The organism is Streptomyces sp. NPDC023838 (genome assembly GCF_040639555.1).
Taxonomy (GTDB): Bacteria; Actinomycetota; Actinomycetes; order Streptomycetales; family Streptomycetaceae; genus Streptomyces.
Window position 1 is genome coordinate 127,541 of record NZ_JBFAAD010000015.1, and the last position, 14,547, is coordinate 142,087.

8 protein-coding genes are annotated in these 14,547 nt (G+C 75.0%); 7 read left to right on the forward strand and 1 reads right to left on the reverse strand.

Annotation, left to right across the window (positions count from 1 at the left end; genetic code table 11):
• The first annotated feature begins 58 nt into the window (after positions 1 to 58).
• The 7 genes from AB0G17_RS20080 to AB0G17_RS20110 all read left to right on the forward strand — a co-directional run bounded on the left by AB0G17_RS20080 (position 59) and on the right by AB0G17_RS20110 (position 13,606).
• Positions 59 to 5,641, forward strand: coding sequence for a type I polyketide synthase (locus AB0G17_RS20080; RefSeq protein ID WP_361384137.1), 5,583 nt, complete (start codon positions 59 to 61; stop codon positions 5,639 to 5,641).
• Positions 5,642 to 5,655: 14 nt separating this feature from the next.
• A complete protein-coding gene (locus AB0G17_RS20085) occupies positions 5,656 to 7,194 on the forward strand; it encodes an FAD-dependent monooxygenase (RefSeq protein WP_361384140.1) in 1,539 nt (512 codons plus the stop codon).
• Positions 7,195 to 7,214: 20 nt separating this feature from the next.
• Entirely contained in the window at positions 7,215 to 8,885 is a 1,671-nt protein-coding gene (locus AB0G17_RS20090; protein WP_361384143.1) for an acyl-CoA carboxylase subunit beta, read from the forward strand.
• 47 nt (positions 8,886 to 8,932) lie between these two features.
• Positions 8,933 to 10,585: an acyl-CoA dehydrogenase family protein gene (locus tag AB0G17_RS20095; protein ID WP_361384146.1), complete on the forward strand. Its 1,653-nt coding sequence runs from the start codon at positions 8,933 to 8,935 to the stop codon at positions 10,583 to 10,585.
• 15 nt (positions 10,586 to 10,600) lie between these two features.
• Positions 10,601 to 11,872: a cytochrome P450 gene (locus tag AB0G17_RS20100; protein ID WP_361384149.1), complete on the forward strand. Its 1,272-nt coding sequence runs from the start codon at positions 10,601 to 10,603 to the stop codon at positions 11,870 to 11,872.
• Between the two features lie 19 nt (positions 11,873 to 11,891).
• Positions 11,892 to 13,124: a cytochrome P450 gene (locus tag AB0G17_RS20105; protein WP_361384152.1), complete on the forward strand. Its 1,233-nt coding sequence runs from the start codon at positions 11,892 to 11,894 to the stop codon at positions 13,122 to 13,124.
• Positions 13,125 to 13,258: 134 nt separating this feature from the next.
• Positions 13,259 to 13,606: a nuclear transport factor 2 family protein gene (locus tag AB0G17_RS20110; protein WP_361384155.1), complete on the forward strand. Its 348-nt coding sequence runs from the start codon at positions 13,259 to 13,261 to the stop codon at positions 13,604 to 13,606.
• Positions 13,607 to 13,769: 163 nt separating this feature from the next.
• Here the strand turns inward: AB0G17_RS20110 and AB0G17_RS20115 are convergent, their stop codons facing one another.
• Entirely contained in the window at positions 13,770 to 14,468 is a 699-nt protein-coding gene (locus AB0G17_RS20115; protein WP_361384158.1) for a TetR/AcrR family transcriptional regulator, read from the reverse strand.
• Positions 14,469 to 14,547 lie beyond the last annotated feature (79 nt).

Genomic DNA, 14,547 nt, shown 5'->3' on the forward strand with positions numbered 1-14,547 from the left:
GACCGCCGCAGTCCCAGAGCGCCGTAGCCCCAGATCGCCGAGAAGGATCACGGAGCACATGTCAGACGAACAGAAGCTGAGGGAGTACCTCAAGCGCGCCACGGTCGAACTGGCCGACTCGCGCAGGCGGCTGAAGGAGGCCGAGGCGGACCGGTCCGAGCCGATCGCCATCGTCGGCATGGCCTGCCGGTTCCCCGGCGGGGTGCGCTCGCCCGAGGACCTGTGGGACTTCCTGCTGGACGGCTCGCAGGCGAGCGGCGAGTTCCCCGCCGACCGCGGCTGGGCGGTGCCCGGCGCACGGGTCGGCGAGCCGGGCGCGGGCGGCGCCGGGGTGGGCGGGTTCCTGCACGACGCGGCCGACTTCGACGCGGAGTTCTTCGGCATCTCGCCGCGCGAAGCCCTCGCCATGGACCCCCAGCAGCGGCTGTTCCTGGAGACCTCGTGGGAGGCGCTGGAGCGCGCCGGAATCGACCCGAAGGCGCTCAAGGGCAGCAGCACCGGCATCTTCGCGGGCCGCGTCACCGAGGATTACGGTCTGGTGCTCGCCGAGCCGAGCGACGAGATCGAGCCGTACCGGCTGACCGGCCTGGCCGGCAGTGTGCTGTCGGGCCGGCTCTCGTACATCCTCGGCATGGAGGGGCCGGCGGTCACCGTCGACACCGCCTGCTCCACCTCGCTGGTCGCGCTGCACATGGCGGTGCGCTCGCTGCGCCAACGCGAGTGCTCGCTCGCCCTGGTCGGCGGCGCGACCGTGCTGGCGACCCCCGACAGCTTCACGGACTTCGGGCGGCGCGGTGCGCTGAGCCCGGACGGCCGGGTCAAGGCGTTCGCCGCCGGGGCCGACGGCACCGCGCTGGCGGAGGGCGTCGGCGTCCTGGTCGTCGAGCGGCTCTCCCAGGCCCGCCGCTCCGGGCACCACGTGCTGGCTGTGGTGCGCGGCTCGGCCGTCCACCAGGAGGGCAACAGCGGGGGCGCACCGGGCGGCCGGGCCCGGCGCCGGGTCATCGAGCAGGCCCTGGCCGACGCCCGGCTCACCCCGTCCGAGGTGGACGCGGTGGAGGCGCACGGCGACGGCACCCTCGCCGGCGACCTGGCGGAGGCGACCGCGCTGGCGGCCGCCTACGGCCAGGGCCGCGCGCCGGAGCGGCCGTTGCTGGTCGGCACCGTCAAGTCGCAGCTCGGGCACACCCTGGCCGCCGCGGGCCTGGCCGGGATCGTCCGTACGGTGATGGCGCTGCGCCACGGCGAACTGCCGCCGACCCTGCACACGGACACGCCGTCGCCGCACATCGACTGGGACGGCGGCTCGCTGGCCCTGCTGACCCGCCGCACCCCCTGGCCCGAGACCGACCGGCCGCGCCGTGCGGGCGTGTCGGCATCCGGCATCACCGGCACCCACGCGCACGTCATCCTGGAGCAGGCCCCCGAGCCGGAGCCGGAGCCGGAGCCGGAGTCGGAGCCGCAGGCGCAGGCGCAGGCGGCGCCGCGGCGGGCCCTCGCCGCCCTGCCGCTGGCCCTGTCGGGCGCCGGGGAGGGCGCGCTGCGCGCCCAGGCCGCCCGGCTGCGCGCGTTCCTGGCCGCCGGACACGAGCCGGACCTCGCGGACGTCGGCCTGTCGCTGGCCGTCACCCGCTCGGCGCTCGGCCACCGGGCGGTCGTCCTCGGCGAGGACCGGGCCGAACTGGTCGCCGGCCTCGACGCGCTGGCCCGGGGCGCCGCGGCCGCCCGGGTCGTGACGGCGCCCGGCGGCGGCCGGGGCCAGGGCAAGACCGTGTTCGTCTTCCCCGGTCAGGGCAGCCAGTGGGTCGGCATGGCCGAGGAACTCCACGCCCACGACCCGGTGTTCCGGCGCAGCTTCGAGGAGTGCGCGCGCGTACTGCGCGACCACGTGGACTGGGACCTCGCCGAAGCGCTCGGCGACCCGGCGGCCCTGGAGCGCATCGAGGTGCTGCAGCCGGTCCTGTTCGCCGTGAACATCGCGCTGGCCGCCGTCTGGCAGGCCCACGGCATCCACCCCGACGCCGTGATCGGCCACTCCCAGGGCGAGATCGCCGCCGCGCACGTCGCGGGATCCCTCAGCCTGGAGGACGCCGTACGCATCATCGTCGTCCGCTCGCAGATCTTCGCGGACGAGCTGACCGGCCACGGCGCGGTCGCCTCCCTCCAGATGACCGAGCAGGACCTGGCACACCGCCTGGAGGCCTACAGCGGCCGCCTGTGGATCGCGGGTGTCAACGGCCCCACCGCCGTCACCGTCGCGGGCGACAACGACGCCCTGGAAGAGCTGGTCGCCGCGGTGACCGCCGAGGGGATACGGGCCCGCATCGTGCCCTCCACGGTCGCCTCCCACAGCCCCAAGGTGGAGCCCCTGCGCGAACGCCTCCTGGCCGCACTCGACTTCGTCCAGCCCAAGAAGGCCACCCTGCCCCAGTACTCCACCGTCAACGGCGCCGTCCTCGACGGCACCGAACTCACCGCCACGTACTGGTACGAGAACTGCCGACAGCCCGTCAGCTTCGCCCCCACCCTCCACACCCTCCTGGCCGACGGCCACACCACCTTCATCGAAACCAGCGCACACCCCGTACTCACCACCGCCATCGAGGAGGGCGCCGACAGCGCCGGCGCCCAGATCACCGCGCTGGCCACACTGCGCCGGGGCCAGGGCGGCTTCGCCCGGCTGCACACCTCGCTCGCCGAGGCGTGGGTGCGAGGCCTGCCGGTGGACTGGAGCGCGCGGTTCGCCGGCACCGCCGCCCGGCGGATCGACCTGCCCACGTATCCCTTCCAGCGCAAGCGGTACTGGTTCCTGCCCGAGGCCCCCGACGCCCGGCCGCAGGAGGACGGCCCCGCGCTGAACGCGCTGTGGGACGCCGTGGAGAGCGGCGACGCGCCCGGCGCGGCCGACGCGCTCCGCCTCGGCGGGGCCGAGCGCGCGGGCGCGCTGCGCGAGCTGCTGCCCGCCCTGGCCACCTGGCGCCGGGGCCGCCGCGTCCGTACCGCGCTGGCCTCCTGGCACTACCGCGGCGTGTGGCGCCCGCTGCCCGAGCCCGGTTTCGCGGTCCTGTCCGGCGACTGGCTGCTCGTCGCGCCTGCCGGGCACCGGGCCGCGGACGAGGTCGAGGCTGCCCTGAGGCGGCACGGCGCCGGTGTGCGGCGTGTGCGGACCGGCCCCGACGACCTGGACGAACACCGGCTCGCCGCGCTGCTCCTGGAGGCGGGTGCCCAGCGGGCCGCGGGCGTGGTGTCGCTGCCGGAGACGGCCGGGGACCCGCACGTGGCGGCCCTGGGCGTCTCGGCGGTGCTGCCGCGGGCGCTGGCCGCGCTCGGCTGCGGCGCACGGGTGTGGACGCTCACCCAGGGCGCCGTCCGCACCGGCCCGCACGAGGCCCCGGCCGGTCCGGCGCAGGCCCAGCAGTGGGACCTGGCCCGTACGGCGGCGCGGGAGAACCCGGAGCTGTGGGGCGCCGTGATCGACCTTCCGGCGCGCCTGGACGAGCGGGTCGCGACCCGGCTCGCCCTGGTCCTGGCCGCGGGCGCGGCCGGCACCGGCCCGGCGGCCGGGGAGCGGGAGCTGGCCGTGCGCCGCACCGGGGTGTTCGCCCGCCGTCTGGTCCGCGCCGACGCCGCGCCCGCGGCCGCCGACGGCTGGGCCACGAGCGGGGCGGCCCTGGTCACCGGCGGCCTCACCGGCGCCGGCGCGCACGTCGCCCGGTGGCTGGCCCGGGCGGGGGCGACCCACCTGGTGCTGACCGCCGTACGCCTGCCCGAGGCGGACCGCAGCGCCGCACTGGTCGCCGAACTCGCCGCCCTGGGCGCCGGGACGACGCTCGTCGAGGCCGACCCGGCCGACCCCCGGGCGCTGGCCCGCGCGCTCGCGGCGGTGCCCACCGGGCTGCCCCTGAGCGCCGTCGTGCACACGGCTGCCCCGCGCGAAGCCGCCGCGCCGCAGGGCCCCGGGCCGGAGGGCGCCGCGCCGCAGGGCCCCGGGCCGCAGGAGCGCGCCCGGCTGCTCGCGGCCGAGGCTGCCGCCGCCTGGCACCTGCACGACCTCACCCGCGACCACCCGCTGACCGCGTTCGTGCTGTTCTCCTCGCTGGGCGGCGTGCTCGGCGCGGCCCCGGGGCCCGGCGAGAGCGGCGGCGCGGGCGCGTACTTCGACGCGCTCGCCGCGCAGCGCGCCGCCGAGGGGCTGCCCGCCGCCTCGGTGGCCTGGGGCGCGTGGGCCGACGGCAGCGCGCCCGCGCAGGAGCGGCAGGAGCCGCAGGAGCCGCAGGAGCAGAGCGGGGTCCGCCCGCTCGCCCCCGACCTCGCGCTGGCCGCCCTGGGGGCGGTCCTCACCCGCGGGGACGGCACAGCCCTGGTCGCCGACGTCGGCTGGCCCGGTTACCTCGCCGCGCACGGCGCGAGCGTGCCCGCCGCTCTGCTCACCGAGATCCCCGAGGCCGCGCGCGAGTTCCGCCCGGCGGCGGCCGCGCCGGGCGGCGCCCCGGAGCGCACCGCCGCGCCGGCCGCGTTCCGCGCGCGGCTCGCCGCGCTCGCGCCCGCCGAGCGGCACCGGGCGGTGCTCGACCTGGTGTCCCGGGAGATCGCCGAGGTCCTCGGCCACGCGGGCACCACCGCGCTCGACCCCGGCCTGCTGTTCCTGGAGCTCGGCCTCGACTCGCTCACCACGGTCGAGCTGCGCAACCGGCTCGCCGCCGCCACCGGGGCCCGGCTGACCGTGCGGGCCATCCTCGAACAGCGCACCCCGGACGCCCTGGCGGCCCATCTCGCCGCCCAGTTGGCCCCGGAGGCGGCCGGCCCGGCCGCGTCCGCCCCGGACACGGCCGGCGGGCCCGGCCTGGTCGCCCCGCTGTTCCGGCGGGCCCGCGAGACGGGCCGGGCGGGGGAGTTCGTTCGGTTCCTGACGGCCGCCGCCGGATACCGGGCGTCCTTCGAGGAGGTGCCCGACGAGGGCGGCCTGCCCGCGGCGCTCCGGCTGGCACGCGGCGCCACCGGCGCGCTGTTCTGCCTGCCCAGCCCCCTGGGCGACCCGGATCCGGAGCAGTTCGCCGCCCTCGCCGCGCACTTCGACGGCGATCACGACGTCACCGCGTTCGCCCTGCCCGGCTTCCGGGACGGTGAGCCGGTGCCGCGGACGCTGGACGCGCTGGCCGGGGCGCTCGCCGAGGCGGTACGCCGCCGGGCCGGGCGGGCCCCCGCCCTGCTGGTCGGCCACGCCGCCGGCGGTCTGCTCGCCCAGGCCGTCGCCGCCCGCCTGGAGGCGGACGGCGACCCGGTGGCCGGTGTGGTCCTGCTGGACACGGCGCCGGTGACCGAGGCCCAACTCGCCACCGCCCGGGGGCCGTTCCTGGACGAGCCGGCCGACGCCGAGCCGCCGGACGAGGTCCGGCTGACCGCGCTGGGCGCCTATGTCCCCCTGCTCACCGGGCCGGGTCCGGCCCCGGCCGCCGCGCCCGTCCTGTCCGTACGGTCCGCGGAGCATACGGACAGGACGCCGCTGCCCGCCGCGCACCGCTCGGTGCGGGCCCCCGGCGACCGCTTCACCCTGCTCACGCAGCACGCCCCGTCGACCGCCCGGCTGATCCGGGCCTGGCTTTCCGCTCCCTCGGGGCCCGCCCCGGAACCCGCGGAATGAAGGAGCACGTCCCCATGACCGAGAGCACCCTGCCCGCCGCCGGCGGCGTCGGCACTCCCGTCCTGATCGTCGGGGCCGGACCGTGCGGTCTCGCGCTCGCCTGCGAACTGATGCAACTCGGGGTCCCGGTGCGGATCCTGGAGGCCCGCGAGGACCGCGTCGTCGGTTCCCGGGCCGTGCAGCTGTGGCCGCTCGGCCTGGAAGTGCTGCGCGCCGTCGGCGTCCTGGACGAGGCGCTCCGCCGCGGCCTGCGGGTCCACAGCAACGTCTACCACCTGCGCGACCGCGTCCTGACCGTGCCGCTGGGCCGCAACGAGCCGCTGCTGCTGCCCCAGGAGCAGACCATGGAGCTGTTGGAGGAGGCCCTGGAGCGGCTCGGCGGGCGCGTCGAGCGGGGCGTGCGCGTCACCGCCGTCGAGGTGTCCGACAGCGGCGCGAGCGTCAAGGCCGAGGGCCCCGACGGCACCGCCGAACTCATCGAAGCCGACTGGGTGGTGGGCGCGGACGGTGTGCACAGCGTGGTCCGCCGCGAGCTCGGCATCGACTTCAACGGCGTCCGGCTGCCCCTGGACTTCCTGCTCGCCGAGGGCCGTATCGAGGGCGACTACGAGCCCGGCACGCTCCACTACCACCTCGGCCCCAAGGGCTCGGTCGTCTTCGGCCCGATGCCCGGCGGCAAGGTGCGCGTCTCGGGCGTGCTGGCGCCCGGCTTCCCGCTGACCGCCGAGGCCGTCCAGGGCTTCCTGGACGAGCGCACCGGCGGCGGCCTCAAGGTCGTCGAACTGGACACTCTCGCCACGTTCGCCACCGCCGAGCGCATCGCGACGGGCATGCGCAAGGGCCGGGCGTTCCTGGTCGGCGACGCCGCCCACACGCACACCCCGGTCGGCGGCCAGGGGCTCAACCTGGGGCTCCAGGACGCCCACAACCTGGCCTGGAAGCTGGCGGCCGTGGTCAACGGCCAGTACGCGCCGTCGATCCTGGACAGCTACGAGACGGAGCGCCTCGCGGCCGCCCGGCAGATCGTCACCACCACCCACCGGCTGATGAGGATGTTCACCCTCGGCCCGGCGGCCTCCCGGGTGCAGAACGCCTCCTGGAAGCTGCTCGGCGCCACCGGGGTGCTCCGCACCTGGTTCGTCCCGCTGCTCGCCGGACGCAAGGTCCGCTACCCCCAGGCGCTGACGCCGGTACGCCCGGTGCCCGAGCGGCGCACCGCCGCGCTGCGCGTGCCCGGGCGGCCCCTGCCCAGGCCCGGCTCGCGGCCGCCGCACTGGGTGCCCACCGCCCCGCCCGGCGCGGCCACCGGCTTCCGGCTGCTGACGCTGGGCAGCCCCACCGGCTCGGAGATCGCCCGCCGGGGCCGCCGACTGGCCCAGGCGCACAGCGCCGCCCTCACACACGAGCACCACCACCGGTGGGGCGCGACCGGCTACGTCCTGCTGCGCCCCGACGGCTATGTGGCGGCATCCGGCGCCGACCCGGCCGGTCTCGACCAGGTGGAGAGCCTGATCATCGGCCTGCGGGCCGGGCGGGCGATCCCGTCCGCCTGACCACGAAGAAGGACATACGCATGCACAGCACCCTCGTCGGCACGGCTCCCGCGGTCCCCGCGGCCGCCGGAGCGATCGCGGAGCCGGCCCCGCCCGTCCCGCCCGCCGCCCCCGTGCCCGTCCCGCCCGCCGCCCCCGCGCCCACCCTCGCCGAACTGCGCGCCGAACTCGCCCGCCGCAAGGAGGCCGCCGTCCAGGGACCGGACCCGGCCGCCACCGAACGCCAGCACGCCAAGGGCAAGCTGACCGCCCGTGAGCGCATCGGACTCCTCCTCGACAAGGACAGCTTCACCGAGATCGAGGGGCTGCGCCGGCACCGTGCGACCGGCTTCGGCATGGAGGCCAAGAAGCCGTACACGGACGGCGTCGTCACCGGCTGGGGCACCGTCCACGGCCGTACGGTGTTCGTCTACGCCCATGACTTCCGCATCTTCGGCGGCGCGCTCGGCGAGGCGCACGCCGCCAAGATCCACAAGCTGATGGACCTGGCCCTGGCCGCCGGGGCTCCGCTGGTCTCCCTCAACGACGGCGCGGGCGCCCGGATCCAGGAGGGCGTCACCGCGCTGGCCGGCTACGGCGGCATCTTCCAGCGCAACACGCGCGCCTCGGGCGTCATCCCGCAGATCTCCGTGATGCTCGGCCCGTGCGCGGGCGGCGCCGCCTACAGCCCGGCGCTCACCGACTTCGTCTTCATGGTGCGCGGCACCTCGCAGATGTTCCTGACCGGGCCCGACGTGGTGAAGACCGTCACCGGCGAGGAGGTCAGCCACGACGGGCTGGGCGGCGCCGACGTCCACGCGGCCACCTCGGGCGTGGCCACCTTCGCGTACGACGACGAGGAGACTTGCCTGGAGGAGGTGCGCTTCCTGCTGTCCCTGCTGCCGTCGAACAACCGCGAGCTGCCGCCGGCCGCGGCCGGCGGCGACCGGGCGGAGCGCCGCACCGAGTCGCTCGCCTCCCTGGTGCCGCTGTCCGGCAAGGACTCCTACGACATGCGCGCCGTGCTGGAGGAGATCGTCGACGACGGCGACTACTTCGAGGTCCACCCGGCCTGGGCGACCAACGTGGTGTGCGCGCTCGCCCGCCTGGACGGCCAGGTAGTCGGGATCGTCGCCAACCAGCCCCGCGCGATGGCCGGGGCCCTGGACATCTCCGCCTCCGAGAAGGCGGCCCGCTTCGTGCAGTTCTGCGACGCGTTCAACATCGCGCTGATCACGCTGGTGGACGTGCCCGGTTTCCTGCCGGGCGTCGACCAGGAGCACGGCGGGATCATCCGGCACGGCGCCAAGCTGCTGTACGCGTACTGCAACGCCACCGTGCCCCGGATCTCGCTGATCCTGCGCAAGGCCTACGGCGGGGCGTACATCGTCATGGACTCCCAGTCCATCGGCGCCGACCTCACCTACGCCTGGCCCAGCAACGAGATCGCGGTGATGGGCGCGGAGGGCGCGGCCAACGTGGTGTTCCGGCGCGAGATCAACGCCTCCGAGGACCCCGGGGCGACGCGGGCCCGCAAGGTCGAGGAGTACAAGGCGGAGCTGATGCATCCGTACTACGCGGCCGAGCGGGGCCTGGTGGACGACGTGATCGACCCGGCCGAGACCCGCGGCGTTCTGATCCGGTCGCTGGCGATGCTGCGTTTCAAGCACGCCGATCTGCCGTCCCGCAAGCACGGCAATCCCCCCGCCTGACCCGCACCCGCACCCGCCCGCCCCGCCGTCACGCCAAGGAGCAGCGCATGCCCCAGCAACCCCCCGCCGCGCCACAGAGCTTCATCGAGGGCCTCGCCTCGGGACGGCTCCCGTGGGAGCTGTTCGCCGCCTTCCCCCAGCCGGGCCCCGAGGAGGGCGCGAAGGCGCAGGAGCTCCTGGCGGAGCTGGGCGGCCTCGTCGACTCCCGGGTGGACGGCGACGAGGTGGACCGCACCGGCCTGTGGCCGGACGGGCTCCTCCAGGAGCTGCGCGAGCGCGGCTACTTCCGGCTGCTCGGCCCCGACGGGCGGGGTCTGACCCGTTACGACCTGGTCCGGGCCGCGGCGCGGGCCGACCGCCGGTCCATGGGCGTGGGGCAGATGCTGCTGGTGCAGAACGGCATCGCCGCCGGCGCGCTGCTCCCGGCGATCCCGCCCGGCCCGCTCCACGACTTCCTGCGCTCGCGCAGCGCGGACGGCGCCGTCTCCGGCTTCGGGGACACCGACCCGGCGGGCCAGAACAACACCCTGCCCGCCACCACCGCCACCCTCACCGAGGACGGCGCCGCCTATGTGCTGAACGGCGAGAAGCTGTTCATCGCCAACGCCGGCATCGCCGACGTCATCGGCGTCTCCGCCACCGTCACCGGGCCCGGGGGGCCGAGGGCGGGCGTCTTCTTCCTGCCCACCGACACGCCCGGCTTCCAGGTCACCGCCCCGAGCGGCTTCATCGGCGTCAACGGCCTCTCCGCGTCCTTCCGGCTCACCGATGTACGCGTGCCCGCCGAGCACGCCCTGCTGGGCGACGCCACGATGCGCCTGCCGATGGCCATCGCCCTGCAGGGCTCCTTCGGCCGTACCGCCTTCGCGGTGGCGGGCGCGCTCGCGGTCCTCGCCAACTGCCTGGAGTACTCGGCCGAGTTCGTCGCCCGGCGCGAGATCGACGGCCGGGGCCTGGCCGAGTACGACAAGGTCCAGCGGATCCTCGCCGCCACCTTGGCGGACGAGTTCGCCGTGCAGAGCGCGGCGCGCTGGACCATGCTGGAGGACGGCCCCCAGGACCGGTCCTTCGAGCTGTACGTCACGAAGAACCTGGCCGCCGAACGCGGCTGGCAGGCCAGCGACCGTACCGTGTCGCTGCTCGGCGGCGAGGGCATCGAGACCGCGCACAGCAAGCGCCTGCGGGGAGCGGTCGCGCACCCCGTGGAGCGCTACCACCGCGACGCGCGCACCCTGCGCGTCGTCGGCAACGTCGACTTCATCAACGACCACCGCGCCGGGCGCCTCCTGCTCGCCCGCCACCAGGCCGGGGCCCCCGCGGTGTTCCCGCGGCTGTGCACCGCCGACACGGGCCTGAGCGAGGCCAACCGCCGCCATCTGGAGGCCGCGTCCAGCGCCTTCCAGGAGCTCCGTCTCATCTGCCGCCGCCTGGTCGCCGCGCACCCCGAGCCGTCGTTGCTGGCCGCGCGCGAGGAGGCGGTGATCCTCGTCGGCCGGCTCGCCACCGAGCTGTTCGGCCTCTGCGCGGTCCTCGGCCGAGCCGCCGGCGCCGGGGATGAGCGGGCCCAGGAGCTGGCCGGCGTGTACGCCACGGAGGCCCGGCACCGGGTCACCGACCTGATCCGGCGCCTGTCCGCCGAGGAAGAACCCGATGCCCCCGACTACGCCGAGATCAGCCGCGCCTGGCTGGCGGCCGGCTGACCTCACGGAGACCCCATGACCACCACCCCCGAGTCCCTCGCCCTGCCGGACGTCCTCGACGGCTTCGACCTGACCGACCACACCCGCTTCGCCGCCGGAGTGCCCTACGAGCTGTTCGCCCGGCTGCGCCGCGAGGCGCCCCTCCTCTACCACCCGCCGGGCGTCAACAGCACCGACGGCGAGGGCTTCTGGGTGCTCAGCCGGTACGCAGACATCGCGGCCGTCGCCGCCGACCCGGCCTTCTCCGCCCAGGGCGGCGGCTCTCGTGCGGGCGGCGGCACCCACCTGGAGGACATGGAGATCGGCGTCCACGCCGGCGTGCTGCTGCCGATGATGGACGACCCGCGCCACCAGGTCTTCAAGGACATGATCACCCCGTCGCTCGGCGGTCCGGGCTCGCTGCTCCAGGACGACGAGCTGCGCGGCCACGCCGGCGAACTCGTCGGCGCGGTGCTCGCCCGCGGCCGGGTCGATCTCGTCGACGAACTGGCCGAGCCGTTCGCGCTGCGCGCCGTCGCCGGGCTCTTCGGCGCCCCGGAGGACGTCTGGGACCGGCTGCTGACCTGGGTGCACGGCGTGGTGGGCCTGGCCAACCGCCGTACCGGGCAGGCCGACGACTTCTCCCGCACCACGTTCATGGCCATGGCCCGCTACTTCAAGGACCTGCTGGCCGCCAAGCGAGAGGTGCCCGGCCAGGACTTCGGCTCCCTGCTCGCCCACGGCCGCTTCGCGCCGGGCTCCGGTGAGCCGGAGCTGAGCGAATACGAGCGGGAGCACAACTTCCTGGTCCTGTTGATGCACGGGTACGAGCAGACCCGCAACGTGCTGGCCGACGCCCTGCTCGCGATGGCCCGGCACCCCGGTCAGTGGCGGCTGCTGCGCGAGGACCGCTCGCTGCTGCCCGGCGCGATCGAGGAGCTGCTGCGCTGGACGCCGCCCAACCCGTACAACCGGCGCACCGCCACCCGCGACGTCGAACTGCACGGCCAGGTCGTCCGGGCGGGCGACAAGGTCACCCTGTGGTGGCCCTCCGCCAACCGCGACGGCGCCGTCTTCGCGCGCCCCGACACCTTCGACATCCGCAGGAACCCCAACCCGCACCTGTCGTTCGGCGCGGGCATCCACGACTGCGCCGGAGGCGAGGCGGCCCGGACCGCGCTGCGCCCGCTGTTCGACGTCCTCCTCGACCGCGTGGCGGAGATCCGGCCCGCCGGAACCGCGGTCCACACCCCCTACAACAAGCACACCGTGCTGCTCGACCTGCCCGTCGAGCTGCTGCCCGCGTAAGCCCCGAAGGAGAGCACAGATGACCGAGACCCTGGCGCCGACCGAAGAGAACAAGCCGCCGCAGGTCCTGCCGTACGACCCGCTGAACCCGGAGTTCCTGGCCAACCCGTACGGGAACTACGCCGAGCTGCGGGCGCAGGCCGCGGTGCACCGGACCGACGCCGGGGTGGCCGTGCTGTCCTACAAGGAGGTCAACAAGGCGCTGCGCAACCCGCGTCTGGGCCACGGCGACGGCCTGGGCGTCCAGGACGCCAAGCTCCCCACCCCCGACGGCCCGGGGGACGGCCTGATGCTGATGGACCCGCCGGACCACACCCGGCTGCGGTCCCTGGTCAACCGCGCGTTCACCCCCCGGGTGGTGCAGCGGCTGCGCCCGGTCATCGAGGAGATCGCCGTCGAACTCCTCACCGCGGCCCGCGCCAAGCACGGCGAAGGGCCGGTGGACCTCTCCGCCGAGTTCAGCCGCCCGCTCGCGGTGCGGTCCGTCAACCGTCTGGTCGGCGTGCCCGAGGAGTACACCCAGCGGTGCATCGACTTCGGCCGTGACGGCGGCCGGGGCCTGGACCCCGGCTTCACCCTCACCCCCGAGCAGGAGCACCAGCGCCGCGCGGTGCGCGAGGGCGTCATGGAGATCGGCCTGGAGATCATCGCGGACCGGCGCGCCAACCCCCGCGAGGACGACCTGGTCACCGATCTGATCCGGGCGGAGGAGGCGGGCGACCGGCTGACCGACACCGAACTGCTGCTGACGATCTCCATGATCTTCCTGGCCGGCTTCGCCGCGCCGCAGGCGATGCTGGGGCTCTCGGCGGTCGCGCTGATGAACCACCCCGACCAGCGCGCGTACTACGTCGCCCACCCCGAGCACGCCGACCGGTCGGTGGAGGAACTGCTGCGCTACGACGGCACGGTGCAGCTGGTGGAGCGGATGGCCCTTCAGGACACCGAGGTGGGCGGTGTCGAGGTCAGGGCGGGCGAGGAGGTCTACCTCATGCTCGCCTCCGGCAACCGCGACCCCGAGGTCTACGAGAACCCCGACGTGCTGGACCTGACCCGGGTCGGACCGCGCAACCTGGGCTTCGGGCACGGCATCCACTACTGCGTGGCCGCGCCGGTCGCCAAGCTGATCACCGAGGTGGGCCTCAACGTCCTGTTCGGGCGGTTCGACCCCGAGCTGCTGACGCCCAGCCCGCCCACCAACGGCGCCATCACCCAGCGCAGTTACAGCGAGATCCCGGTCACCTTGAAGTGACCGGCCGGTGACCGCGTACGCGGTCCGGCCCTGTAGAGTGGATCATGTCTGCTGCGGTGACGGTCCATCACCGCGTTTTTGCTTCCCGCGGTCTGCATCGTGCGCGCTCACCTCGTCATCCCGAGGGGTTTTCCATGAGCGTCTCCGTCAACGACCTTCTGAAGAAGTACATCGACGTCTTCAACGAGACCGACGACGTCGCCCGCAAGTCCGGCGTCACCGAGCTCTTCACCGAGGACGCCGTCTACTCCGACCCCATGGGCGAGGTCGTGGGCTGGGAGGGCATCGAGGGCTACCTCAAGGCCTTCCGCCAGCAGGCCCCCGGCCTGATCTTCGCCCTGGGCGAGATCAAGGCCCATCACGACGTCGTGCTGTTCGCCTGGAGCGCCGCCCCCGAGGGCGGTGCCCCGATCGCGAGCGGCAAGGACTACGTGCTGCTCAAGGACGGCCGCATCGCGCGTCTGCACGGCTTCTTCGACTAGATCGTCAGATCCGTCAGATCCGTCAGATCCGTCAGATCCGTACGACGTCCTGTCCGGCCGGGGGCCGTCCCCCTCGGCCGCGGCGGTTCGCCGGGCCCGCGCCCGGCCGGGTTCTCCCGGCCGGGCGCTTCGCCGTGTCCGGGGGCGTTCGCCCCCGGAAGGCTCAGCAGGCGCCGAAGGCCCGCAGCGAGTGGCGCATCTCGGCGTGGAAGAGCTTGGCGGGCCGGCGCGTCTGGGCGCCGAGGTGCCCGTACACCTCCAGGGACACCAGGCCCTGCATCCGTCCCCACAGCCGCAGCGCGCCCGCCAGGGCGGCCGGAGAGGCGTCCGGGTGCGTGGCGCGGACCCGGACGACGTACCCGGGCTCGAAGTCGCCCCAGTCGTACGGCAGGCGGCCCGCCGCGGGCTCCGGCGCGCCCCGCAGCCGCAGGCACGCCGCCACCAGGCCGGTGAGCAGCACCGGGACCCGGTGGGCCGCCTCCGGGACCTCTTGGCCCGGGTCGGCGGGGTGGCCGTGGATGAGGTGGAAGTGGCGCGGGTTGGCGATGCCCCACTCGCGGTAGGAGTGGCCGAGCGCGAAGACCGCGGCGGCCGGTCCCTCCCCCGGGGCGCGCCCGCAGGCGGCCTCCAGCCGGTCGGCCAGGGCCGTGTGGAGATCCGCTATCAGCGCCGTGATGAGCGCCTCGCGGGTGTCGAAGTAGCTGTAGATGGCGCCGGCCGTCATCCCCATCTCACGGGCGATCGCACGCAGTGAGACGGCGCCCGAGCCGCCACCGGCCAGGTGGTCGAGCGCAGTCGCCTTGATCTGGGAGGTCGTATGTGCGCGCAGGCGCTCTCGCCGGCTCTTCCGTGGGATCCCCATACTTGACACTCTACGGTGCATGATTCCTATACTGCATGCGAAAGTTAAACACTGTGTAGGTAGTGCGCATGGTGCAGAC